Origin of the sequence: Citrobacter enshiensis, assembly GCF_029338175.1 — a bacterium.
Lineage (GTDB): Bacteria > Pseudomonadota > Gammaproteobacteria > Enterobacterales > Enterobacteriaceae > Citrobacter_D > Citrobacter_D enshiensis.
In genome coordinates this window covers 1,553,332-1,576,960 of sequence record NZ_CP119862.1, presented here as the reverse complement: position 1 = coordinate 1,576,960, position 23,629 = coordinate 1,553,332, and the positions used below count along the sequence as shown (strand labels likewise).

Below are 23,629 nucleotides of genomic sequence, written 5' to 3'. Positions count from 1 at the left end.
CATGCTCCCCATAATTTATTTCATTCATAATCGAAGTGTATTTCAAATGATGATGATTATCAGGCTGACTCAGATAATTCATTAGCAACCTTTGACTCAAAAAAAACTGCACCTTACTCAGTGGACTTTCCACCTTTGGGGTGCAGTTTCGATGCACTATCCGCGCGAGCCGTTATTTTTTATTCAGGAACATGACCGCTTTATCCGGGAAGTCGGTGAACAACCCGTCAACACCGGCCTGGTTATACAGAATGTCGTAAAGCTGGTTTACGTCAGTCGCATAGTCCGGAAGCTGGTCAGCACGAACGGTAAAAGGATGCACCACCATCTTATTCTGATGAGCGTCCTGTACCATGCCTGTCAGCCGGATATTCCCTTTCTTAGACTTTTCGTCAACCAGCATATGGTAGTCTGGGCCGATGCCATCAGCATATTCCGCGATTTGCTTCATCGCACCTGGCGTAAACATCCAGTCGTAGTTGTAATTCACCCAACTGCCGTCCGCCTGTTTCTGCTGTGTTTCGTTCCAGTCAGTGTACGCAATCAGCTGAACCAGGTTGAGATCCATCCCCATTTTCGGTTCCAGCTCATGTTTGATGCGCTTCAGTTCCGCCACATCAAAACACTGCAAATACACGTTATCCTTTTTACCGGTGTAACCGTACTTTTTCAGTACCTCCAGCGTCTTCGCCGCGATGTCCTTCCCTTCCTGGTGATGGAACCACGGTGCTTTCATTTCCGGATAAATACCGATGTTCTTACCGGTCGAGTGATTCAATCCCTGAACAAACTCGATCTCTTCTTCAAAGGTATGAACACGGAAATCAGATTTACCCATCGGGAAACGCCCTGGATAAGTCTGCACTTTCTTACCGTTTTCAATGTCGAAGCCTTCGGTAAATTTCAGCGACTTAATTTCATCCAGCGTGAAGTCGATGGCGTAGTAACGACCGTCTTTACGCGCACGGTCTGGAAAACGTTCGGCAACGTCGGTGACCCGGTCAAGATAATGGTCATGGAGGACGACCAAATGGTCGTCCTTTGTCATCACCAAATCCTGTTCCAGATAATCTGCGCCTTGCGCATACGCCATGGCTTTGGCTGGCAACGTATGCTCAGGCAGATAGCCGCTGGCGCCGCGATGCGCGATCACAATTTTGTCGCTGTTGTCAGCTGCAACAGCGCTGCTTCCCATTACCATTCCGGCCATCATCAGCGCCATACTCAGGTTTTTCAGCGTCGTTTTCATTTGATTAACCCCCGCTGCGTTTCAGCGTCAGCTCTTCGTGATGACGTTTTTCTCCAATCATCACAACAACGAGCAGAATAACCGCCAGCACGCTGCCGCCGATCATCACCATGAAGCCGCCATCCCAGCCGAAGAAGTCAACGGTGTAACCCACAATGGCGCTCGCCGCCACGGAACCACCCAGATAACCGAACAAGCCGGTAAAGCCCGCCGCCGTACCTGCCGCTTTTTTCGGCGCCAGTTCCAGGGCGTGCAAACCAATCAGCATGACCGGACCATAGATAAGGAAGCCGATAACGATCATACACGCCATGTCCACACCAGGATTACCCGCCGGGTTCATCCAGTAAACGATAGTGGCGATAGTCACCAGCGTCATAAAGAACACGCCTGTTGCCCCACGGTTACCACGGAAGACTTTATCCGACATCCAGCCGCACAGCAGCGTGCCCGGGATACCGGCATATTCATAAAGGAAGTAAGCCCAGGAGGATTTATCCAGCGCGAAATGTTTCACTTCCTTCAGATAGGTCGGCGACCAGTCGAGGATGCCGTAGCGCAGCAGATACACAAACACGTTAGCAATCGCGATGTACCACAACAGTTTGTTCGGCAACACGTACTGCATAAAGATTTGCTTCGCCGTCAGCTCTTCTTCTGCATTTTCGTTGTAATCGTCCGGATAGTCGTTTTTGTACTCTTCGATAGACGGTAAGCCACAGGATTGCGGCGTATCACGCATCAGCGCAAAGGCAAAGAGCGCGATAACAATCGCACCGAACGCCGGCATGTAAAGCGCTGCTTTCCAGTCGTTAAACCAGGCCATCCCCAGCAGGAACAGCAGCGGTGGAATACCGCCGCCCACGTTATGCGCGCAGTTCCAGACAGAAACAATTCCGCCACGCTCTTTCTGTGATCACCAGTGCACCATCGTGCGGCCACACGGCGGCCATCCCATCCCCTGGAACCAGCCGCAGAGGAATAACAGAACGAACATAATGGCGATACTGGACGTTGCCCACGGTACAAAGCCCATGAACAACATCACTGCCGCCGCCAGTATCAGGCCCGCAGGCAGGAACACGCGCGGATTCGAACGGTCAGAAACTGACCCCATGATGAACTTTGAAAAACCATAGGCGATAGAGATCCCGGACAAGGCAAAACCAAGATCGCCACGGGAAAAGCCCTGCTCGACCAGATACGGCATCGCCAGGGCAAAGTTCTTACGTACCAGATAGTACGCAGCGTAACCAAAGAAAATCCCCAAGAATATTTGCCAGCGCAACCGACGATACGTCGGGTCGATCTCCGCCGCTGGCAAACGCGCACTATGCGGCGCGGGTTTAAAAATACTTAACATATGTAGCCTCCGTGGCCGTATTTAGTTTGAGATAGACACCGCAGTTCGTTCAAACAGCCCCTCTGCTCCCAGTGTGGCCGCGATGTTAAGGAAAGATACATGGCGTTAATGTGAATTACAGCACATATTGTTACGGAATTATGACAAATGTTCAAAAAGGCGCACGGAATCACGTTTCATTTTCGAATAATGCGCGATTATGCGCGAAATCAAACAAACCATGATTTTTATGTGGCTAAATGATAAAAAAACGAACAATGAGGAAAAACAATGAAAACGCGCGACTCGCAATCAAGTGACGTGATTATCATTGGCGGAGGGGCCACGGGTGCAGGGATCGCCCGTGACTGTGCGTTGCGCGGATTACGCGTCATTCTGGTAGAGCGCCATGACATCGCCACCGGTGCAACAGGCCGTAACCACGGGCTGCTGCACAGCGGCGCGCGTTACGCGGTGACGGATGCCGAATCCGCCCGCGAGTGTATTAGCGAAAATCAGATCCTGAAAAGGATCGCTCGCCATTGCGTAGAGCCGACCGACGGCCTTTTTATTACCCTGCCCGAAGATGAATTATCCTTTCAGGCCACCTTTATTCGCGCCTGTGAAGAGGCCGGGATCCGCGCTGAGGCGATCGATCCCCAACAGGCGAGGATCATTGAACCTGCGGTAAACCCCGCGCTGATTGGCGCTGTCAAAGTGCCGGATGGCACGGTTGATCCTTTCCGCTTGACCGCCGCCAACATGCTGGACGCGAAAGAGCATGGCGCAACCATTTTGACAGCGCACGAGGTGACCGGGTTAATTCGCGAAGGGGCAACGGTGTGTGGCGTCAACGTGCGCAACCATCTGACAGGCGAAACCCAGTCTCTGCACGCACCGGTCGTGGTGAACGCCGCCGGCATTTGGGGTCAGCGCATCGCCGAGTATGCCGACCTCAGTATCCGCATGTTCCCGGCGAAAGGCTCGCTGCTGATCATGGATCACCGTATTAACCAGCATGTGATCAACCGCTGCCGTAAACCGTCCGATGCCGATATTCTGGTCCCGGGCGATACCATTTCACTCATCGGTACGACCTCGACACATATCGATTACAACGAGATTGACAGCAACCGCGTTACCGCCGAAGAGGTTGATATCCTGCTGCGTGAAGGTGAAAAGCTGGCTCCGGTGATGGCGAAAACGCGCATTCTACGCGCATACTCCGGTGTGCGTCCGCTGGTCGCCAGTGACGATGATCCGAGCGGGCGTAACGTCAGCCGTGGCATCGTGCTGTTTGACCACGCCCAACGTGATGGTCTGGACGGGTTTATCACCATTACCGGCGGGAAGTTGATGACCTACCGCCTGATGGCGGAATGGGCAACCGACGCCGTTTGCCGCAAACTGGGCAACAGCCGTCCCTGCGTCACGGCGCAAACCGCGCTGCCTGGCTCGCAGGAACCCACTGAAAATACGCTACGCCGCATCATTTCCCTGCCCGCACCGTTGCGCGGTTCTGCCGTCTATCGCCATGGCGATCGCACGCCAGCATGGCTCAGCGAAGGGCGTCAGCATCGCAGCCTGGTCTGTGAATGCGAAGCGGTCACTGCCGGTGAAGTTCAGTACGCAGTCGAAAATTTAACGGTGAACAGCCTGCTGGATTTACGCCGTCGAACCCGGGTGGGAATGGGAACCTGTCAGGGCGAACTGTGCGCCTGTCGTGCCGCCGGTCTGCTGCAACGTTTTAATGTCACCACCGCCGCGCAATCTATCACCCAGCTTTCTGAATTCCTCAACGAACGCTGGAAAGGGGTACAACCTATTGCCTGGGGTGACGCACTGCGCGAGAGTGAATTCACCCGCTGGGTTTATCAGGGATTATGCGGCCTGGAGAAGGAGCAGCAGAATGAAATTTGATACGGTCATTATGGGCGGAGGTCTCGCCGGATTACTGTGCGGCCTGCAACTGCAAAAAAGCGGGCTACGCTGCGCTATCGTCACCCGTGGTCAAAGCGCGCTGCATTTTTCCTCCGGTTCGTTGGATCTCCTGAGCACGTTGCCGGATGGTCAGCCCGTTACCGATATCAAAACGGGTCTGCAATTATTGCAGGCGCAAGCGCCTGCTCACCCCTACTCCACCATCGGCACACAACATGTGCTGACTCTGGCGCAACAAGCGCAGGACTTGCTGGAAGCGTGCGGCGCCCGTTTACACGGCGACGTTTTGCAAGCGCATCAGCGTGTCACACCGCTGGGCACCTTGCGGACGACCTGGCTCAGTTCGCCGGAAGTGCCCGTCTGGCCGCTTGCCGCCCAACGCATTCGTGTGGTGGGGATCAGCGGCCTGCTGGATTTTCAGGCGCACCTTGCGGCCGCGTCTTTGCGTCAGTCCGGCCTGGAGGTAGAAACCGCAGAAATTGAACTCCCCGAACTGGATGTCCTGCGCGATAACCCGACCGAATTTCGCGCGGTGAATATCGCGCGCTTGCTGGATAACAAAGAGAAGTGGCAGCTTTTGTATGAAGCGTTGCTACCGATCGCGAAATCCGGCGAGATGATCATCATGCCCGCCTGCTTCGGACTGGTAGACGATACGCTCTGGCGCTGGCTCAATGAACAGCTGCCCTGCTCGCTGACGCTACTCCCCACCCTGCCGCCATCCGTTCTGGGAATGCGTCTGCACAACCAACTGCAGCGTCAGTTCGTGCGCCAGGGCGGGATCTGGATGCCGGGTGATGAAGTGAAAAAAGTGACCTGCAAAAATGGCGTCGTGAGCGAAATCTGGACCCGCAACCATGCCGATATTCCGCTGCGTCCTCGCTTTGCGGTGCTCGCCAGCGGCAGTTTCTTTAGCAGTGGCCTGGTGGCCGGTCGCGAGGGTATTCGCGAACCTATTCTCGGGTTGGATGTTCAACAAACGGCAACCCGCGCCGAATGGTATCAACGTGATTTCTTTGACCCACAGCCATGGCAACAGTTTGGCGTCACCACCGATAGCGCGCTCCGGCCATCACTTGCAGGTAAAACAGTAGAGAACCTGTTTGCCGTGGGTTCAGTGCTCGGTGGTTTCGACCCTATCGCCCAGGGCTGTGGCGGCGGCGTATGCGCAGTCAGCGCATTACATGCCGCTCATCAAATAGCAGAACGTGCAGGAGGCCAGCAATGAGCGACACGCGTTTTGAAAGTTGTATCAAATGCACGGTGTGCACCACCGCGTGCCCGGTGAGTCGGGTCAATCCCAGCTATCCTGGCCCCAAACAGGCCGGACCGGATGGTGAGCGTCTGCGCCTGAAAGACGGTGCGCTGTATGACGAAGCGCTGAAATACTGTATCAACTGCAAGCGTTGTGAAGTGGCCTGTCCGTCGGACGTCAAAATTGGCGATATCATCCAACGCGCACGCGCGAAATATGACACCACGCGCCCGTCGCTGCGTAACTTTATTCTGAGCCACACCGACCTGATGGGCAGCGTCTCCACGCCGTTCGCGCCGGTGGTGAATACCGCCACATCGCTGAAACCCGTGCGTCAGTTGCTCGATTATGCGCTGAAAATCGATCATCGCCGCACATTGCCGAAATACTCCTTTGGTACTTTCCGTCGCTGGTACCGCAGCGTGGCGGCGCAACAATCGCAATACAAAGATCAGGTCGCTTTCTTCCACGGCTGCTTCGTTAACTACAACCATCCGCAGCTGGGTAAGGATTTGATTAAGGTGCTCAATGCGATGGGCACTGGCGTGCAGTTACTGAGTAAAGAGAAATGCTGTGGCGTGCCGCTGATCGCCAATGGTTTTACCGACAAAGCGCGCAAACAGGCGGTCACCAATGTTGAGTCGCTGCGCGAAGCCATCGGTGTGAAAGGCATTCCGGTAATTGCCACCTCTTCAACCTGTACCTTTGCCCTGCGCGATGAGTATCCCGAAGTGCTGGACGTGGATAACGCGGGCTTGCGTGAGCACATTGAGCTGGCAACCCGCTGGCTGTGGCGCAAACTGGATGAAGGGAAAACCCTGCCGCTGAAAACGCTACCGCTCAAAGTGGTCTACCACACTCCGTGCCATATGGAAAAAATGGGCTGGACGCTCTACACGCTGGAGTTACTGCGTCAAATTCCGGGACTGGAATTAACCGTGCTGGATTCCCAGTGTTGCGGGATTGCCGGTACGTACGGCTTTAAAAAGGAAAACTACCCAACATCGCAGTCTATCGGCGCCCCGCTGTTTCAGCAGATTGAAGAAAGCGGCGCAGATATCGTGGTCACCGACTGCGAAACCTGTAAATGGCAAATCGAGATGTCCACCAGCAAACGCTGCGAGCACCCGATCACGCTGTTAGCGCAGGCGCTGGGTTAAGTATGTTGCCCGGTGGCGCAACTGTATGACCGGATACATAGGTGACAGATCAGACCGGGAACATAGGTAACACTTTCTAGTCTATCCGGAGCACACTCTGGGTTTTTCGGTCGTAGTACGCAAGCGTTATCCCATTAAAGATGATGGCCTCCAGGCCATCATTTTGTTCTTTCAGCATAATGTACTCGCCAGTCAGCGCTTCACTCAGGAACACCGTCCCCTTTTTACCCATATACAGTGTTCCTCTCGATTTCACCCTGTAGACCATACCTTCTGCCGGATAAACATATTCAGGAACTCTGCCATCCCACTGTCGGCTCGAGGGTTGCCACACCGTTCCGGGCGTTGCGCCAGCCAGTGCTTCATGCGGCCTTTCATAGTTAAACTCTTCACGGTAGTCACTGAACCATCGCTGTTGTTCTTCCATCGTCATGAAGGTGTTTCCGAGCTTCAGCGCACTCTTCAGAGAACGGTGCATTCGCTCATGACGACCATTTTCCTCCGGATGTCCCAGCCGGATACGTTCCGGTCTGACGCCCAGCTTTATTAGCCAGACCGCGAGGCGGCTTAACCCGGCGATACCCGTTCCTGCGAACGGCTGCCCGTTGTCCGTTCTGAGCACATCCGGGAGTCCGTATTCCAGGAACGCATCCGTCAGGCACTGCCTGACGAAGGACTCGCTCTCACGGTATGTTCCGCGGCAGCTCAGAAGATACCGGCTGTGGTTATCGGTCAGGGTGAAGGGATGGCAGTACTCCCTGCTCAGCAGTCTGAACTTGCCTTTAAAATCAGCGCTCCAGACCTGATTGTTTGCACTGATAGTCGTCAGCGGCTGGCGATTTCCCGGTGTTCTGCGTTTTCGTTTTTTATCCGGCACCAGTCCCTCTCGTTTAAGAATGTCGCCGATGGTGCTGGCAGCCGGTACGGCAAAGTCCACCGGGTGGTTGAGGCACCACATCCGCAGTTTTTTTGGACCCCAGTCAGGGTGCTTTTGCCGCAGAGCGGACAGTTGACTGATGATATCGTCCGGAACTGTCCGGGAATGAGAGTGTGGAGCACGTGAACGGTCAAAGAGGGATGAGGGGTCAGAAGGGTCGAAGCGTTCAAGCCATTTGTAGCCGGTCTTGCGACTGATGCCGAAGAGACGACACAGGGCAGAAAAGGAGTCCGTACCTGCATGGCAGGCACGGATAAAATCAAGGCGTTGCATAGGTCGGGTCTCAGTCCAGGGCATAGGGAGTCTCCTCTTCTATGCCAGTTATAACTGTTACCCATGTTTCCGGTCTAAAGTGTTACCCATGTTTCCGGTTCATACCCAACGCTTACCGGGCAACATATCGACCTCAGACCTGATAAGCGAAGCGCCATCAGGCATTTTCTCAGTAACTGGTTTTCATCGTTTGCTCGGCGGGGCCAGACCTGAACATCGCCAACCGGCGCTCCAGCGCCTCGGTATAGAGCATGGTATCAACACCAACCGCGACAAAATTAGCCCCCCATGACAGGCATTTTTTTGCCATTGCCGGGTCGACAGCGAGAAAACCCGCCGCTTTCCCGGCAGCACGGATGCGACGGATACTTGCCTCAATGATACTCTGCACCTCCGGATGTCCGGCATTATCCGGATAACCTAACGATGCAGAGAGGTCCGCCGGGCCGATAAAGACACCGTCGATCCCGTCAACATCGAGGATAGCGTCCAGATTTTCCAGCGCCGTTTTGCTTTCGACCTGCACCAGCAGACACAGCGACTCATTAGCCTGCGCCATATAATTTTCGATCCGTCCCCAGCGAGCCGCACGTGCTACGCTGGCCCCGACACCGCGTTCGCCTAACGGAGGATAACGGGTAGCGGACACCACCTGACGCGCCTGTTCTGCGCTATCCACCATTGGAATCAGCAGCGTCTGCGCACCGATATCCAGCACCTGCTTAATTAAACTTTTCCCCCCTTCAACGGGGCGGATAACCGGCTGACTGGCATACGGCGCTATCGCCTGCAACTGGTGATAGAGATCCTGCACCGTATTCGGCGCGTGTTCGCCATCAATCAATAGCCAGTCGTAACCCGACGTCGCCGCAATTTCCGCTATGTAGGAGCTTGTCGAACTGAGCCACAGGCCAATCTGTACTTCCCCTTTGCGTAATCCTTCTTTGAAAGGGTTCGATAACAATGCGTTCATAGTGATCCTTACAACGTAGATAAGATTAATGATTCGCAGCACCTGCAGGCGAAGTAGAACGGTTCACACTTAACGTAAAGATAATCAGTGAACCCATCACGGCAACGCCTGCCAGAACCAGCAGACCTGCCGCATTGCTGGCGAACAACGTTTCAGCCTTCACGCGCAGGATGGGAGCAATAAAGCCACCCACGGCACCAAACAGATTCACAAAGCCAATGCCTGCAGCCAGTGCGGTACCGGAAAGCAGTTGTGTCGGCATGGTCCAGAACACGGGCTGTACGGCAATAAAACCCACCGCCGCCACACACAGGGCCAGGATCGCCAGCACCGGAGACGCAAGCCCGGACACGCCGATGCCGATGCCCGCCGCCAGCAGTGTCAACGCAGCCACATTACGGCGGTCCCCGGTGCGGTCGGAGTATCGGGGAATCAACCAGGTACCAAACAACGCGGCCACCCATGGAATCGCCGTCACCACCGATGCGGTAAAGCCCACTTTGGTGCCTAACAGCGCGGCGACCTGTGTCGGCAGGAAGAAGATCAGGCCATACACCGCCACCTGAATGGTCAGATAGATAATCGCCAGTTGCCAAACGCGCCCATTACGCAGCGCATCCGAAAGCTTAGAGGTGACCTTTTTCTCTTCTTCACTGGCCAGTTGGCTAAGAAGCACCGATTTTTCTGCGCTGTTGAGGAAACGCGCCTGCTGCGGAGTATCGTCAAGCCAGAAGAAAGTGAACACTCCCGCCCCGATCGCCAGTAGACCTTCGATAACGAACATCCAGAACCAGCCCGGATGCCCCATGAAGCCGTGCATCTCCAGCAAAGCGCCAGAAAGTGGTGACCCCAGCGTCAACGCCAGCGGTGCCCCCATGTAAAACAGCCCCATAATGCTGGCGCGGTTACGCTGCGGGAACCATTGCGACGTCAGATAGATCATCCCGGGGAAAAAACCCGCCTCAGCCGCACCCAGCAGGGTACGAATAATCAGGAATTTCGCTTCGGTGTCGGCCCACGCCATCGCGGCGGAGAGAAATCCCCACAGCAGCGTGGTGGTGCCAATCCAGGTTCTGGCCCCGAATTTACGCATCAACAGGTTGGCCGGAACGCCAAGAAAGGCGTACACCACGAAGAAAATTCCTGCCCCTAATGCATAGGCCTCATTACTCAGCCCGGTGTCGATCTGATAGGTTTCTTTGGCAAAGCCAATGTTTGAACGGTCAAGAAAGGCCAGCACGTAGAGTGCCAGCATAAAGGGAATCAAACGCGCACGATTTTTCTTCACGACACCGTCAAGTAAAGTAGTACTCATAGCAAGTTCCTCAAAGAAATGAGGGCGTTGCCGTTATAGCGGCAACGCACGGATCATTAGTGGCTATAAGGGCGTTTCAGATTGCAGTCGCGGTTAAGCTCGACGCCGAATCCGGGTTTATCGAGGACTGACTTATGGATGCGGCCATTTACCGGCACCGGCTCATCCAGCAGGATGGGATCAAACTGCGGACGCATGGTTGAACAATCCGGGCTGGTCATCAGGAATTCGCTGAACGGGGTGTTTGTGAAGGTAATGACTGCGTGGTGCGAGTAGACCGATGAGCCATGTGGCACCACCAGTTGTCCGCGCGATTTGGCGATAGCGGCAATTTCCACCAGCGTAGTTAACCCACCACACCAGCCCACATCAGGCTGCATGATATCAATGCCGGTTTCCGACAGCGTACGGAAAGACTGCAACGTACCGTGGTGTTCACCACTGGTCACCATCATGCCCGCCGGGGCGTTACGCTTCAGTTCGCGATAGCCTTCATATTGCTGCGGCGGCAGGCACTCTTCGATCCACTTCAGGTTGTGCGGTGCGCAAGCATGAGCCAGTTTAGTGGCATAATTGACGTCCTGGCTCATCCAGCAGTCGAGCATCAACCAGAAATCAGGTCCACATTTCTCTCGCATGTCAGCCACCATCGCGGCATCTTTGCGGATCCCTGCATCACCGTCATGGGGACCCCAGTGCGTCGGCATTTTCCCGCCAATGAACCCCAGCTCTTTGGCCAGGTCCGGGCGCGCGCCAGTGGCATAGAACTGGATTTCATCACGTACCGCACCGCCCAACAGTTTGTAGACCGGCAGTCCCACCACTTTGCCAAACAGATCCCACAACGCCAGATCCACACAAGAGATGGTATTCATCACCAGACCGCCGGAGCCAGAGTAGTACAGGGTCGCGGCGAGCATCTGATCGTGAATAAGTTTGATATCGCTAACGCATTTACCTTCAATAAAACGGTTGAGATGTTTTTCGACAATGAAACAGCCCATCTCGCCTGCCGTTGAAACTGCAAATCCGGTTTGTCCGTTTTCAGCTTCCACTTCGACAATCAGCGTCCCCAGCACATTAATGCCGAAAGACTGGCGCGATTGTTCGTATTCGCGATATTTGCTCATTGGGGTGGCAATATGATCGTCAATCCAGTGGTTAGCGCCCTGATCGTGATAATCACCGCCGCCAGCGCCTTTATCCGCCGTTGCGCCGCCAGTAAACCAGGCACGGACCTGTTTAATCTTTGGTAGGGTCATGATGTTCTCCATTCTTATGATGCGAGTGTGTCGAAGGGACTTTTCCATCCCAACAGGCGTGAAATATCCCTGGCGCAGGCAATTGCCTTCCCTGCCAGATAATCACGGTTCTCTTCGTTAATTTCTAAACGGGTGCCAACCACCGAAATCGCGGCAGTCAGCGCGTTGCTGGCGTTAAATACGGGTGCCGCAACGCAGCGAACATCCGGGTAATCTTCACCGTTATCAAAGCTCCACCCGCGTTGGCGGATGCGTTCAAGCTCGTCGTTCAGCTGTTGCGGATGAGCGATAGTGGTGGACGTCGTCTGTTCCCATACCAGTTGGTCGATAATGGTTTGACGGACGGAGGCGGGTTGCCAGGCTAACAAGCATTTGCCGATCCCAGAACGATAAAGCGAAAGGCTTTTCCCCTCATGGGAGCGCACGCTAATCGTGGAGGGCGACTCCACTTTCAGTATGTAGTACGCACTTTCATGATCGATGATTCCCAGATGGCAAAGCAGCCCGGTTTCATCCATCAACTGTGTCAAACGAGGACGCGCCAACTCGCGCAAATCCATTTTACTTAGGGCGTGTCCAGAGAGTTCGACCAGTTTGGTCCACAGGCAGTAGTTTTCCTGGTAATCGATGCTGATAAAACGTTGGCGTTTCAGCTCATTCAACAGCAGGTAGGCCGTACTTTTCGGAATACCCAGCGTTTCAATCATTGTTGCGGCACTGCATGGACCGATGCGCGCAATGAGATTGAGAATATCGATAGCCCGGGTCAGGGCAGGTACTTTGCTTGATTCCAACATACTGGACTCCAGTCTGAGATACTGGAATCAGTGTGATCGGTCAGCGTGAGTAAAATTGTGAAGCGCGTCAAATCCCCCTTTTCTTCCAAAGGAATGGAAGATTTTCGAAAGAAACTGTGAAACAGAGCACGGATATTTTCACAAAGAGTACAACAGATTGGACTGAAAGGACGGGAAGGCGAAGAACCTTCCCGAAAAATGCTATACCGTCAGCGATTCAACCACCTCAATCCATCCATGTTCGCTGGCGATGTCCATCCCGTTTAACCAGCGACGTAGCATGTTCAACGCCATCATGGCGCAGACCTCCTGACGCACCTGCAAACTGTGCCGATTGGCACTGAGATGCACACGTAAAGCAAACGTGCCTTCCGGCGTCGCCAGCGCAAAATTGAGGTGTTCGTTTTCGAGGCCAGAGACGGCTAATGCCAGCCCGGCGTAGTGTTTGCTACGTCGCTCCGTCGCCCAGTGCGCGGTCTGAGCCAGCGTTTCTTCCTGAGAGGGCACCACTTCGCTGGCAAGCAACGGCGCGCCCGCTCGTGATAGCTGAAGCGCTAACAGGCCGCCAGTATATTGCTCACTCAGGGTCAGACTCAGTTGACTCTCCTGTAAGCAATGGGCAATTTGCGCAGGTAATCCTTCGGTGCCTTCAAAAATCATGCTTTGCCCGGCGACACGTTTGACCTGCGGCCATATCGCCTGCATCGCTTCTCGCTGCGTGTCAGGTCCGGTGAGTTTCAGCTCAATAATCGGCATCGACGATCGATACCCCATCGTGACCCCAGGCGGCAGCGTCAGCGAATCAAGACTCTGCGCGAGGTCGCTTTCCGAGCGCCCGAACGTAGTCAAACGCAGACAAAGCGGAGGTTCAGACAGTGAAAAACGCTCACGCAAACGCGGCAGAATTTCATGTTCGACCATCACCTTAAATTCAGACGGGACGCCTGGCGTAAAAAACATCAGACAACGATTGAGCTTCAGGGCGAATCCGCACGCCGTCCCCACCGGGTTATTGATAAACTCGGCGCTGGCAGGCAGTTCAGCCTGCTTGCGGTTGGCAGGCGCCATGACCCGCCCGCGCTCGCGGAAGAAACGTTCCATTTCCGCCAACCAGGCCTCATGAAGCACCAGCCCTTCACCTTTTGCCGTCGCCGCGGCCTGCGCACTTAGATCATCGCTGGTTGGCCCCAGACCACCGTTGACGATGAGCACGTCGGCATGTTCGCTACGTTCGCGTAATACCGCCACCAGATCGTCAAGATTATCACCCACCGTATTTCGGCGTGATAACGGCAATCCCTGATTAAAGAAAAAATCAGCCAGCCAGGCGGCGTTAGTGTCCACGATTTGTCCGTGCAACACTTCATCCCCGGTGGATAACATCTCCACGTTTAACATCGTGTTCTCCTGCAACTTGAAGTATGAGGAGTATATAACGCAACGCGCACAGAGAGGGGGTAAGAAACGAAGAGGAGGGAAAAGGATGAACAGCATAAAGCAGGCGCGACGGGCGTCGCGCCATCAGGATCAGAAGCTGGCACTCACCCCAACATACGGGCCATCAGCAATCGTATTATCAGGAGCACCGTCTTTACCTGTCAGGGTCAGATAACGGTATCCGGCTTCGATGCTCAGCGGACGCAGAATGTTTAAACGCGCGCCTGCATTTGCCTCTTCATAGCTCTCAATTCCGCTGGAGAGCGAGTCCGGAGAGTAGTAATACTCGCCAAACAGGTTAAAGTTTTGGCCGATCTTCCACTGTAAACCACCGCCTACCGCGGCAGCATAACCTTCATCGCTATCTTGCGGGTTGGTCCAAAGACCTTTTCCGCCAACTGTCGCCATAAACGGTCCCAACGGGATGTTCACGCCAAGGCCAAGGCCCGCCGTATCGCCGTCGTCATCGCTGTGCATCCAGTTACCGCTCAACGCCAGTCCGGAAGATTCAGTACCGATACCAACAGCGAGGTTAGTGTACTCTTCGCCAGCCTGGCCGCTAATACTGATCGCATTCGCCGACGCAGAAACAAGCAGCATCCCAGCAAGACCGAATAAAACGCTTTTTTTCATTTTTTCCCTTTCCAGCAAGCAAATAAATTTAAGAACCCAAAACCGCAGGATTGTACTGCCAGTACCTCAGGAATCAATGATCTAAAAAAGCGATCCGATAGCATATTGTAACCAAATACTACTCATGGCATTGCTAAAATGTTACGAACCTTAACCCAATAGAAACAATAACTTTGCTGTGACGATCTTTGCGGCAAAATAACCGCTTCCACAGGTGCTCCGGCTCCCGTATTCTTTATCTGCCCTTCCCCCTCTCCTGCAAGGAATATATTGATGCGTCAAAGGACTATTGTTTGCCCGTTAATTCAGAATGATGGCTGTTATCTATTATGCAAAATGGCCGACGATCGTGGCGTATTTCCCGGCCAGTGGGCGCTATCCGGCGGCGGCGTTGAGCCAGGTGAACGTATCGAAGAGGCCCTGCGCCGGGAGGTCAGGGAAGAACTTGGCGAGCAATTAGTTCTGACCGATATTACCCCCTGGACGTTCAGCGATGATATTCGCACCAAGACGTATGCGGATGGTCGCCAGGAAGAAATCTATATGATTTATCTTATTTTTGACTGCATTTCAGCGAATCGTGATGTACAGATTAATGAAGAGTTCCAGGATTGGGCGTGGGTAAAACCGGAAGACCTTGCAGGCTATGACCTCAATGTCGCCACCCGTAAAACGTTATCGTTAAAAGGTCTGTTGTAATCAGACCCGACATATTCAGAGGTTATTATAACGATATTTCCCACGCTGTCATAATAACCTCATACGTTCCATTTATCTGGAAACGAGTTCACCATCCAGTATCAACTTTCCATTCTCGGAATGCATTACCAGCGCATCCAGATAGTCAGGTTCAAATTTAACGCCGCGTTTATCTTTTGCAATATAAGCCAAACAATGATTGTGCGTAAATATCACCACATTTTTATTCTGTGACTTTGCCTGTAATTCCTCAATTGAACGGTAAATACTGTGACCGCATTCCTGCATATTTTTATCGACAGTGACCGTTTTGTCAGCAGAAAACCAGGTGGCTGACTGGATAGTGCGTATCGCATCGCTGGAGTAGAGATCATAATCTTTAATCTTCGCGCTAAACGCATTGCCACGTTCTCTGGCATTATTCGCCCCGTTAACGGTGATGCCCGCTTTGTCCGACAGGCATTCGTTACTTGAGCGATCGCAGCGCTCAGCATGGCGGAATAACACGACGACGGGATGATGCTGTGCGATTGCCGCTAACGTCTCGTTGTCGATTTGTTGCAGTCCGTTACTGCTCCAGGCTAACCGGGTACTCAGTCCAGCCAGAATAACAAATACCATCATCAGGATGGCGATATATTTTTTAGACTTCACTGAACTTAGGGTTAATGCTAACACGATAATTTCCACCCATCGAAACAGATAAACCAACCCATCAGGACAGATTCAGGCCAGCTCGATAATAAAACCAGAATGTGCGCAAAATGCCTTAAAAAAATGGCAAAGGCAAAAGATAAACAGATAAAAACAAAAATATTTTATTATTTTTCATCTATCTTAAGTTCTTAAGGTTAAATTAATATTCAATCTTTAATCTACATGACCAAATGAAATAACTAACCTTACATTCTGCTATCTATCCTCTTTAAAAATAAGCAGGTGACGGCGATTCATGGCTAAAGGAAATATGATGTCTGACTTTTTGCCTTTTTCTCGCCCAGCGATGGGTGAGGAAGAACTTGCTGCAGTCCGGGAAGTTCTTGACTCTGGATGGATCACAACCGGTCCCAAAAACCAGGCGTTAGAAGACGCCTTCTGTACGCTAACGGGAAACCAACACGCCATTGCCGTGAGTTCTGCCACCGCAGGAATGCACATCACGTTAATGGCGCTTGGCATCGGCGCAGGCGACGAGGTGATTACGCCGTCAATGACCTGGGTTTCCACACTTAACATGATCGTGTTGCTGGGCGCGACGCCCGTGATGATCGATATTGACAGCGACACGTTGATGGTCACACCAGAGCAAATCGAATCAGCGATCACGCCGCGCACCAAAGCGATTATCCCGGTACATTACGCGGGCGCACCGGCCGATATGGACGCTATTTACGCCATTGGTGAGCGTTATGGTATTCCGATTATTGAAGACGCGGCCCATGCTACAGGCACCCAGTATAAGGGGCATCATGTCGGCTGGCGGGGCACCGCCATTTTCTCCTTCCACGCCATCAAAAACGTCACCTGCGCGGAAGGCGGGTTAATTGTCACGGATAACACTGCACTCGCCCAACAGCTTCGCAGCCTTAAGTTTCACGGGCTTGGCGTTGATGCCTATGACCGACAAACCTATGGCCGGGCACCACAGGCTGAAGTCCTCGCCCCCGGGTTTAAATACAATCTGACCGATATTAATGCGGCTATCGCCCTGGTACAGCTGCATAAGCTGGAGCAACTTAATGCCCGTCGGGCGGAGATTGCCCTGCGCTATCAACAGGCGCTGGCGAATACCCCCTTTCAGCCGCTGGCCCTGCCTTCCTGGGCGCACGTTCATGCCTGGCATCTGTTTATTATCCGCGTAGATGAAACGCGTTGTGGCATGCATCGGGATGCGTTAATGGAAGCGCTTAAGGCCAGGGGAATTGGTACGGGTTTACATTTCCGGGCCGCCCATACGCAAAAATATTACCGTGAGCATTTCAAAAATCTGACGCTTGCGAATACCGAATGGAACAGCGCCCGCATCTGCTCACTGCCGTTATTTCCTGATATGACTTCCGATGATACTGACCGCGTCATTACGGCGCTTCAACAGCTGGTAGGACAATAATCATGTTTGAAGCGGCCCCCATTAAGAAAGTGTCTGTTGTTATTCCTGTGTATAACGAACAGGAGAGCCTGCCTGAACTTATCAGACGAACCAACGCCGCATGCCAACAGCTCGGCAAAGAGTACGAAATTTTGCTGGTGGATGACGGCAGTAGCGACAACTCTGCAGAACTGCTGATCAACGCCTCTCAGGATGAAGACAGCCACATTGTGTCTGTTTTATTGAATCGCAACTATGGTCAACATTCAGCCATTATGGCCGGTTTCAGTCACGTCACAGGGGATTTGGTGATCACTCTGGACGCCGATTTGCAAAATCCGCCGGAAGAGATCCCGCGTCTGGTCGCCACCGCAGATGAAGGATTTGATGTCGTCGGAACGGTACGTCAAAACCGACAGGACAGTCTGTTTCGCAAAACAGCCTCCCGGATGATCAATCATTTGATTCAACGGACCACAGGCAAAGCCATGGGAGACTACGGCTGCATGCTGCGTGCTTATCGCCGTCACATTGTCGATGCCATGCTGCATTGCCAGGAACGCAGTACGTTCATCCCGATTCTGGCTAATATTTTCGCCCGCCGCGCCACGGAAATTCCGGTGCATCACGCAGAGCGCGAATTTGGCGATTCCAAATACAGCTTCATGCGCCTGATCAATTTGATGTATGACCTGGTGACCTGTCTGACGACCACGCCCCTGCGCATGTTAAGCCTGTTGGGCAGCGTGATCGCCGCTTCCGGCTTTACTCTGGCGGTACTTCTCGTCGTTCTTCGACTGACGCTGGGACCTCAGTGGGCCGCTGAGGGGGTATTTATGCTGTTTGCCGTCCTGTTTACGTTCATCGGCGCGCAGTTTATCGGTATGGGGTTACTCGGTGAATATATTGGCCGCATCTATAACGATGTGCGCGCCCGTCCCCGCTATTTTGTTCAGCACGTTATCCGTCCGGAAAACCCGCAGTCAACTGAGGAAAGTCACGCATGAAAGCCGTCGTCTTCGCGTATCACGATATGGGATGTCAGGGAATTGAGGCATTACTGGACGCAGGTTATGAAATAACCGCCATTTTTACCCATGCTGATAACCCTGCAGAAAAAGCATTTTTTGGCTCGGTTTCCCGTCTGGGCGCGGATGCCGGGATCCCGGTTTTTGCCCCGGATGACGTCAACCATCCTATCTGGACTGAGCGTATTCGCCAGCTCGCCCCTGACGTTATTTTTTCATTCTACTACCGCCATTTGCTGAGCGATGACATTTTGTCCCTCGCGCCGGCAGGGGCGTTCAATCTTCACGGTTCACTGCTGCCCAAATACCGGGGGCGCGCGCCGCTGAACTGGGTGTTGGTCAATGGCGAAACCGAAACAGGTGTGACGCTTCACCGAATGGTAAAACGCGCCGATGCAGGGGCGATTGTCGCTCAGCAACGCATCGCCATCGCACCGGAAGACGTCGCTATCACCTTGCACCGAAAATTATGTCAGGCAGCCCGCCAATTGCTGGCGCAAGCGCTACCTGCCATTAAAAACGGGCGCATTGAAGAGATGCCCCAGCGGGAATCCGACGCCAGTTGTTATGGCCGTCGTACGCCAGAAGACAGCTGCCTTGACTGGAAAAAACCGGCAGCAGAATTACACAATATGGTTCGTGCGGTGTCAGATCCCTGGCCTGGCGCATTTAGCTATGTCGGCACCCAAAAGTTTACGGTCTGGTCATCACGCGTACATCCTGAGATGTCTGTTAAACATCCGGCGGGCACGGTAATTTCCGTCGCACCGCTGCTTATCGCCTGCGCTGATGGCGCACTGGAGATTGTCACCGGGCAAGCCGGTGACGGTATCTATATGCAAGGCTCTCAGTTGGCGCTGGCGTTGGGTCTGGTGGCGGGTTCTCGCCTGAATACGCAGTCTGTTTCAACCAGCGTACGGCGTACCCGTGTGCTGATCCTCGGTGTCAACGGTTTTATTGGTAACCATTTGACCGAACGATTGCTGCGCGAAGAGAACTACGAGGTTTATGGCCTGGACATTGGTAGCGATGCGATTGGGCGTTTTCTCAATCATCCGCGTTTTCATTTTGTGGAAGGCGACATCAGCATCCATTCCGAATGGATTGAATACCATGTCAAAAAATGCGATGTCGTGCTGCCGCTGGTCGCGATTGCGACCCCGATTGAGTACACCCGTAACCCACTGCGCGTTTTTGAGCTGGATTTTGAAGAGAACCTGAGAATCATCCGTTACTGCGTGAAATACCGTAAACGGATTATTTTCCCGTCAACATCTGAAGTCTACGGCATGTGTACGGATAAAATGTTTGATGAGGATAGCTCGAATCTCATTGTCGGCCCGGTGAATAAACCGCGCTGGATTTACTCGGTTTCCAAGCAATTGTTGGACCGCGTGATTTGGGCATACGGTGAGAAAGAAGGGTTACAGTTCACCCTCTTTCGCCCTTTCAACTGGATGGGACCGCGTCTGGACAGCCTTGATGCCGCCCGCATTGGCAGTTCGCGCGCCATCACTCAGTTGATCCTGAACCTGGTCGAAGGTTCTCCCATTAAGCTCATTGAAGGCGGAAAACAGAAGCGTTGCTTTACCGATATTCGCGACGGCATTGAGGCGTTATTCCGCATCATTGAAAATGAAGGGGGACGTTGCGATGGTGAAATTATTAACATCGGTAACCCGGATAATGAAGCAAGCATTCAGGAACTGGCAGAAATGTTGCTCAGCAGCTTCGAGAAACACCCGCTGCGCCAGCATTTCCCGCCGTTTGCCGGTTTCCGGGTCGTCGAAAGCAGCACCTACTACGGTAAAGGTTACCAGGACGTCGAGCACCGCAAGCCCAATATCCGCAATGCAAAACGCTGCCTGGATTGGGAACCGTCTATTGCCATGGATGAAACTGTAGAAGAGACTCTGGACTTCTTCTTGCGCAGTGTGGATATAACGGAACACGCATCATGACAAAAGTGGGCTTGCGTATTGATGTCGATACCTTCAGGGGGACGCGTGAAGGCGTACCCCGCCTGTTGGAGACATTGAACCGATATCATATTCGGGCAAGTTTTTTCTTCAGCGTCGGACCCGACAACATGGGGCGCCATCTCTGGCGTCTCGTGAAGCCCCAATTTTTGTGGAAAATGCTGCGTTCGAACGCAGCATCGCTTTACGGCTGGGATATCCTGCTGGCAGGCACCGCCTGGCCGGGTAAAGAGATTGGGCCCGCAAATGCACAGATTATCCGTGATACCGCCACGCACCACGAAACGGGGCTGCACGCCTGGGATCATCATGCCTGGCAAGCCCACAGCGGAAACTGGGATGATTTCACGCTCATTAACGATATCGCACGAGGCATCACCGCGCTGGAGGCGTTAACCGGACGACCGGTCACCTGCTCCGCCGTCGCGGGCTGGCGCGCCGACCAGCGCGTCGTTCATGCAAAAGAAACCTTCCATTTGCGCTATAACAGCGACTGTCGGGGTACGTCATTATTTCGCCCCGTACTGGATTCAGGTCAAACGGGCACACCGCAGATCCCCGTCACGCTCCCCACCTGGGATGAAGTTGTAGGGCAGGAAGTGAAGGCAGAGGATTTCAATACCTGGCTCCTCTCCCGCATATCGATGAGCGAAGGAATACCGGTCTATACCATTCACGCAGAAGTTGAAGGGATTGCCTGGCATCGCAACTTTGAAGATCTGCTTATTCGTGCCGCAGAGGCGGGGATTACTTTCTGTCCTCTTGGCGATTTACTTCCGACATCGCCAGAGGTATTACCACCGGGGAAAATTGTTCGTGGCAAAATTGCAGGTCGGGAAGGCTGGCTGGGCTGCCAGCAACAGGTGAGTGACACTCGATGAAATCTCTACGTTATTATCTGGCATTCGCCGCGTTATTTGCGCTCTACTATATTCTCCCCATCAACAGTCGCCTGCTCTGGCAGCCGGATGAATCACGCTACGCCGAAATCAGCCGTGAGATGCTGGCGTCCGGCGACTGGGTAGTCCCGCATTTTCTGGGACTACGCTATTTTGAAAAACCCGTTGCGGGTTATTGGCTCAATAGCCTCGGACAGTGGTTATTTGGCGCCACCAATTTTGGCGTTCGGGCCGGTGTTATTGTTGCAACATTACTCACCGCATTGCTTGTGGGTTGGCTTGCGTTCCGACTCTGGCAAGATAAACGCACCGCCGCCTTCGCCTGCATTATCTATCTGACGATGTTTGCGGTGTACAGTATTGGCACCTTTGCCGTACTCGACCCAATCATCGCCTTGTGGTTAATGGCCGGCCTGTGCTGTTTCTGGGAAGGGATGCAGGCAACGTCAACAAAGACAAAAATCATCGCGTTTCTCTTGTTGGGCGTGACCTGCGGTATGGGGGTGATGACCAAGGGTTTTCTTGCCCTGGCCGTTCCGGTCGTGAGCGTTTTACCGTGGGTGATGGTACAAAAACGCTGGAAAGATCTGTTCATTTACGGCTGGCTGGCGATCCTGGGCTGTATTGCTATCGTACTCCCGTGGGGGATTGCCATCGCTCTGCGCGAGCCGGATTTCTGGCACTATTTCTTCTGGGTCGAACACATTCAACGTTTTGCGATGGACGATGCCCAGCATAAAGCCCCTGTCTGGTACTACCTGCCCGTATTCATTGCGGGAAGCCTTCCATGGCTGGGGCTCCTCCCCGGTTCACTGTGGGCGGGCTGGAAAAACCGCGATCCCGCCCGTACAACCGGCTATTTGTTATGCTGGATTGTCATGCCGCTGTTCTTTTTCAGCATCTCCAGGGGAAAATTGCCAACCTATGTTCTTTCCTGTTTCGCACCGTTAGCCATCTTAATGGCGCATTACGGCCTGTTGGCGGCACACAAAGAGAGCCGCGCACTGCGTGCCAATGCCTGGATTAACATCGCCTTTGGCATCATCGGGATCGTCGCGACCTTTATTATTTCGCCCTGGGGACCGTTGAAGTCTCCCATCTGGATACATATTGAGTTGTACAAGGTCTTTTGCTCATGGGGGATCTTCGCAATCTGGACATTTTTTGGCTGGTATACCCTGAGTTCTCCCCGTAATACGTGGATACTCTCTGCGTTGAGCCCCCTGGGGCTGGCGATTTTTGTTGGTTTTTCGATCCCCGACCGGGTGATGGAATCGAAGCAACCGCAATTTTTCGTCGAGATGACCCGGGAATCGTTGATGACGAGCCGCTATATTCTGACTGATGGCGTCGGCGTCGCGGCCGGTCTGGCCTGGAGTCTGCGGCGAGATGACATCATCATGTACGGGCAGAAAGGAGAGCTAAAATATGGCCTCAATTATCCGGATGCTAAAGGTCGTTTTGTCAGTCGGGCTGATTTTAATGACTGGCTTAACCAACATCGTCAGGAGGGGAAGATTTCACTCGTGCTTTCTATTGCAAAAGATGAAAACATCAATGACCTTGCCATACCACCTGCAGATAATATTGATAATCAGGGGCGTCTGGTGCTAATTCAGTATTATCCCAAATGATCTGGCCTGTCTTAATCCTGGCCAGTTTGCTCAGCGTTGGCGGACAGTTATGCCAGAAGCAGGCTACCCGACCGGTTCAGCCGCGCTACCGAAAACGCCACATTGCCCTGTGGCTTGGTCTTGCGCTGGCCTGCCTCGGCTCGGCAATGGTGCTGTGGTTACTGGTTTTACAAACGATTCCCGTCGGCATTGCCTATCCGATGCTCAGTCTTAACTTTGTCTGGGTCACGCTGGCCGCCTGGAAAATTTGGCATGAGCCCGTCTCTGCCCGCCATTGGCTTGGCGTTGGACTGATTATCACCGGCATTTTTGTGCTTGGGAGCGCGGTATAATGGGATTACTGTGGGGACTTCTCAGCGTCATGATCACCTCGGCAGCCCAACTGAGTCTTGGCTTTGCCATGGCGTCATTGCCGCCCATGCTGCACCCAGGCGCCTTCATTGTGGCGCTGTTTTCCGCTCACGCCAGTGCCATCGCGTTATTTTCCGGACTGCTGGGCTATCTGGCTTCCGTTTTTTGCTGGCATAACGCACTGCATCATCTCGAACTCAGTAAGGCATATGCCTTGCTGAGCCTCAGTTACATTCTCGTCTGGGTTGCGTCGATGGTACTGCCTGGGATGCAGGGCGCGTTCTCTCTGAAAGCACTGTTGGGCGTTGCGTGCATTATGGCAGGGTTGATGATCATTTTTTTACCCTCGCAAAAAATCCCTCGCCGAACCTGAGAT

At 53.4% G+C, this 23,629-nt stretch carries 20 protein-coding genes and 1 pseudogene; 11 read left to right on the top strand and 10 right to left on the bottom strand.

The window, feature by feature from the left end; genetic code table 11:
- Positions 1-172: 172 nt before the first annotated feature.
- Positions 173-1,249 carry a glycerophosphodiester phosphodiesterase gene (gene glpQ / locus P2W74_RS07595; RefSeq protein ID WP_276294543.1) on the bottom strand — a complete coding sequence of 359 codons (1,077 nt, stop codon included), beginning with the start codon at positions 1,247-1,249 and terminating at the stop codon, positions 173-175.
- A gap of 4 nt (positions 1,250-1,253) precedes the next feature.
- A pseudogene (glpT, locus tag P2W74_RS07590) lies at positions 1,254-2,612 on the bottom strand (glycerol-3-phosphate transporter).
- A gap of 270 nt (positions 2,613-2,882) precedes the next feature.
- Between glpT and glpA the strand changes: the two are divergent.
- From glpA to glpC, 3 genes are read left to right on the top strand one after another with little or no spacing between them, the layout of a single operon-like run.
- Positions 2,883-4,511 (top strand): anaerobic glycerol-3-phosphate dehydrogenase subunit A, encoded by a 1,629-nt coding sequence (gene glpA / locus P2W74_RS07585; RefSeq protein WP_276294542.1) that lies wholly within the window; start codon positions 2,883-2,885, stop codon positions 4,509-4,511.
- Positions 4,501-5,760 (top strand): glycerol-3-phosphate dehydrogenase subunit GlpB, encoded by a 1,260-nt coding sequence (gene glpB, locus P2W74_RS07580; RefSeq protein ID WP_276294541.1) that lies wholly within the window; start codon positions 4,501-4,503, stop codon positions 5,758-5,760. The genes glpA and glpB overlap by 11 nt, the downstream gene beginning before the upstream one ends.
- The gene (glpC, locus tag P2W74_RS07575; RefSeq protein ID WP_276294540.1) at positions 5,757-6,947 is read left to right on the top strand and encodes an anaerobic glycerol-3-phosphate dehydrogenase subunit GlpC; all 1,191 of its coding nucleotides are present in this window, start codon (positions 5,757-5,759) and stop codon (positions 6,945-6,947) included. The genes glpB and glpC overlap by 4 nt, the downstream gene beginning before the upstream one ends.
- Before the next feature lie 76 nt (positions 6,948-7,023).
- Here glpC and P2W74_RS07570 read toward each other — a convergent pair whose 3' ends face one another.
- The 7 genes from P2W74_RS07570 to P2W74_RS07540 all read right to left on the bottom strand — a co-directional run bounded on the left by P2W74_RS07570 (position 7,024) and on the right by P2W74_RS07540 (position 14,574).
- Positions 7,024-8,181, bottom strand: coding sequence for an integrase core domain-containing protein (locus P2W74_RS07570; RefSeq protein WP_276294539.1), 1,158 nt, complete (start codon positions 8,179-8,181; stop codon positions 7,024-7,026).
- 145 nt (positions 8,182-8,326) lie between these two features.
- Positions 8,327-9,130, bottom strand: coding sequence for a 2-keto-3-deoxy-L-rhamnonate aldolase (gene yfaU, locus P2W74_RS07565; protein ID WP_276294538.1), 804 nt, complete (start codon positions 9,128-9,130; stop codon positions 8,327-8,329).
- A gap of 25 nt (positions 9,131-9,155) precedes the next feature.
- Positions 9,156-10,445 carry an MFS transporter gene (locus P2W74_RS07560; RefSeq protein WP_276294537.1) on the bottom strand — a complete coding sequence of 430 codons (1,290 nt, stop codon included), beginning with the start codon at positions 10,443-10,445 and terminating at the stop codon, positions 9,156-9,158.
- A 56-nt stretch (positions 10,446-10,501) separates the two neighbouring features.
- A complete protein-coding gene (rhmD, locus tag P2W74_RS07555) occupies positions 10,502-11,707 on the bottom strand; it encodes an L-rhamnonate dehydratase (protein WP_276294536.1) in 1,206 nt (401 codons plus the stop codon).
- A gap of 14 nt (positions 11,708-11,721) precedes the next feature.
- Positions 11,722-12,504: an IclR family transcriptional regulator gene (locus P2W74_RS07550; protein ID WP_276294535.1), complete on the bottom strand. Its 783-nt coding sequence runs from the start codon at positions 12,502-12,504 to the stop codon at positions 11,722-11,724.
- Between the two features lie 201 nt (positions 12,505-12,705).
- On the bottom strand, positions 12,706-13,902 hold the full coding sequence (locus tag P2W74_RS07545) for a nicotinamide mononucleotide deamidase-related protein YfaY (RefSeq protein WP_276294534.1): 1,197 nt from the start codon (positions 13,900-13,902) through the stop codon (positions 12,706-12,708).
- 129 nt (positions 13,903-14,031) lie between these two features.
- Entirely contained in the window at positions 14,032-14,574 is a 543-nt protein-coding gene (locus P2W74_RS07540) for a YfaZ family outer membrane protein (protein ID WP_276294533.1), read from the bottom strand.
- Between the two features lie 273 nt (positions 14,575-14,847).
- Here P2W74_RS07540 and nudI point away from each other — a divergent pair, with 273 nt between their 5' ends.
- On the top strand, positions 14,848-15,273 hold the full coding sequence (nudI, locus tag P2W74_RS07535) for a nucleoside triphosphatase NudI (RefSeq protein ID WP_276294532.1): 426 nt from the start codon (positions 14,848-14,850) through the stop codon (positions 15,271-15,273).
- Between the two features lie 72 nt (positions 15,274-15,345).
- Here nudI and P2W74_RS07530 read toward each other — a convergent pair whose 3' ends face one another.
- A complete protein-coding gene (locus P2W74_RS07530; protein WP_276294531.1) occupies positions 15,346-15,951 on the bottom strand; it encodes a histidine phosphatase family protein in 606 nt (201 codons plus the stop codon).
- Positions 15,952-16,243: 292 nt separating this feature from the next.
- On the opposite strand from P2W74_RS07530, the gene arnB reads away from it, so the two are divergent.
- The 7 genes from arnB to arnF are packed head-to-tail and all read left to right on the top strand — an operon-like array spanning position 16,244 to position 23,626.
- The gene (arnB, locus tag P2W74_RS07525; protein WP_276295142.1) at positions 16,244-17,383 is read left to right on the top strand and encodes a UDP-4-amino-4-deoxy-L-arabinose aminotransferase; all 1,140 of its coding nucleotides are present in this window, start codon (positions 16,244-16,246) and stop codon (positions 17,381-17,383) included.
- Between the two features lie 2 nt (positions 17,384-17,385).
- Positions 17,386-18,369: an undecaprenyl-phosphate 4-deoxy-4-formamido-L-arabinose transferase gene (arnC, locus tag P2W74_RS07520; RefSeq protein WP_276294530.1), complete on the top strand. Its 984-nt coding sequence runs from the start codon at positions 17,386-17,388 to the stop codon at positions 18,367-18,369.
- Positions 18,366-20,351: a bifunctional UDP-4-amino-4-deoxy-L-arabinose formyltransferase/UDP-glucuronic acid oxidase ArnA gene (arnA, locus tag P2W74_RS07515; protein ID WP_276294529.1), complete on the top strand. Its 1,986-nt coding sequence runs from the start codon at positions 18,366-18,368 to the stop codon at positions 20,349-20,351. The genes arnC and arnA overlap by 4 nt, the downstream gene beginning before the upstream one ends.
- Entirely contained in the window at positions 20,348-21,250 is a 903-nt protein-coding gene (gene arnD, locus P2W74_RS07510) for a 4-deoxy-4-formamido-L-arabinose-phosphoundecaprenol deformylase (RefSeq protein WP_276294528.1), read from the top strand. Before arnA ends, arnD begins: the two co-directional genes overlap by 4 nt.
- Complete coding sequence (arnT, locus tag P2W74_RS07505; RefSeq protein WP_276294527.1) at positions 21,247-22,902, top strand: lipid IV(A) 4-amino-4-deoxy-L-arabinosyltransferase; 1,656 nt, start codon at positions 21,247-21,249, stop codon at positions 22,900-22,902. Before arnD ends, arnT begins: the two co-directional genes overlap by 4 nt.
- Positions 22,899-23,234, top strand: coding sequence for a 4-amino-4-deoxy-L-arabinose-phosphoundecaprenol flippase subunit ArnE (arnE, locus tag P2W74_RS07500; RefSeq protein WP_276294526.1), 336 nt, complete (start codon positions 22,899-22,901; stop codon positions 23,232-23,234). The genes arnT and arnE overlap by 4 nt, the downstream gene beginning before the upstream one ends.
- Entirely contained in the window at positions 23,234-23,626 is a 393-nt protein-coding gene (arnF, locus tag P2W74_RS07495; protein WP_276294525.1) for a 4-amino-4-deoxy-L-arabinose-phosphoundecaprenol flippase subunit ArnF, read from the top strand. The genes arnE and arnF overlap by 1 nt, the downstream gene beginning before the upstream one ends.
- The last annotated feature ends 3 nt before the right edge of the window (positions 23,627-23,629 follow it).

What these genes read in the sequence shown, in the direction of transcription:
- glpQ (WP_276294543.1), bottom strand. Translation starts at nt 1,249, where the DNA reads ATGAAAACGACGCTGAAAAACCTGAGTATGGCGCTGATGATGGCCGGA.
- P2W74_RS07540 (WP_276294533.1), bottom strand. Translation starts at nt 14,574, where the DNA reads ATGAAAAAAAGCGTTTTATTCGGTCTTGCTGGGATGCTGCTTGTTTCT.
- arnE (WP_276294526.1), top strand. Translation starts at nt 22,899, where the DNA reads ATGATCTGGCCTGTCTTAATCCTGGCCAGTTTGCTCAGCGTTGGCGGA.
- arnC (WP_276294530.1), top strand. Translation starts at nt 17,386, where the DNA reads ATGTTTGAAGCGGCCCCCATTAAGAAAGTGTCTGTTGTTATTCCTGTG.
- P2W74_RS07545 (WP_276294534.1), bottom strand. Translation starts at nt 13,902, where the DNA reads ATGTTAAACGTGGAGATGTTATCCACCGGGGATGAAGTGTTGCACGGA.
- arnD (WP_276294528.1), top strand. Translation starts at nt 20,348, where the DNA reads ATGACAAAAGTGGGCTTGCGTATTGATGTCGATACCTTCAGGGGGACG.
- glpB (WP_276294541.1), top strand. Translation starts at nt 4,501, where the DNA reads ATGAAATTTGATACGGTCATTATGGGCGGAGGTCTCGCCGGATTACTG.
- P2W74_RS07560 (WP_276294537.1), bottom strand. Translation starts at nt 10,445, where the DNA reads ATGAGTACTACTTTACTTGACGGTGTCGTGAAGAAAAATCGTGCGCGT.
- arnA (WP_276294529.1), top strand. Translation starts at nt 18,366, where the DNA reads ATGAAAGCCGTCGTCTTCGCGTATCACGATATGGGATGTCAGGGAATT.
- P2W74_RS07550 (WP_276294535.1), bottom strand. Translation starts at nt 12,504, where the DNA reads ATGTTGGAATCAAGCAAAGTACCTGCCCTGACCCGGGCTATCGATATT.
- arnB (WP_276295142.1), top strand. Translation starts at nt 16,244, where the DNA reads ATGTCTGACTTTTTGCCTTTTTCTCGCCCAGCGATGGGTGAGGAAGAA.
- glpC (WP_276294540.1), top strand. Translation starts at nt 5,757, where the DNA reads ATGAGCGACACGCGTTTTGAAAGTTGTATCAAATGCACGGTGTGCACC.
- arnF (WP_276294525.1), top strand. Translation starts at nt 23,234, where the DNA reads ATGGGATTACTGTGGGGACTTCTCAGCGTCATGATCACCTCGGCAGCC.
- arnT (WP_276294527.1), top strand. Translation starts at nt 21,247, where the DNA reads ATGAAATCTCTACGTTATTATCTGGCATTCGCCGCGTTATTTGCGCTC.
- nudI (WP_276294532.1), top strand. Translation starts at nt 14,848, where the DNA reads ATGCGTCAAAGGACTATTGTTTGCCCGTTAATTCAGAATGATGGCTGT.
- glpA (WP_276294542.1), top strand. Translation starts at nt 2,883, where the DNA reads ATGAAAACGCGCGACTCGCAATCAAGTGACGTGATTATCATTGGCGGA.
- yfaU (WP_276294538.1), bottom strand. Translation starts at nt 9,130, where the DNA reads ATGAACGCATTGTTATCGAACCCTTTCAAAGAAGGATTACGCAAAGGG.
- rhmD (WP_276294536.1), bottom strand. Translation starts at nt 11,707, where the DNA reads ATGACCCTACCAAAGATTAAACAGGTCCGTGCCTGGTTTACTGGCGGC.
- P2W74_RS07570 (WP_276294539.1), bottom strand. Translation starts at nt 8,181, where the DNA reads ATGCCCTGGACTGAGACCCGACCTATGCAACGCCTTGATTTTATCCGT.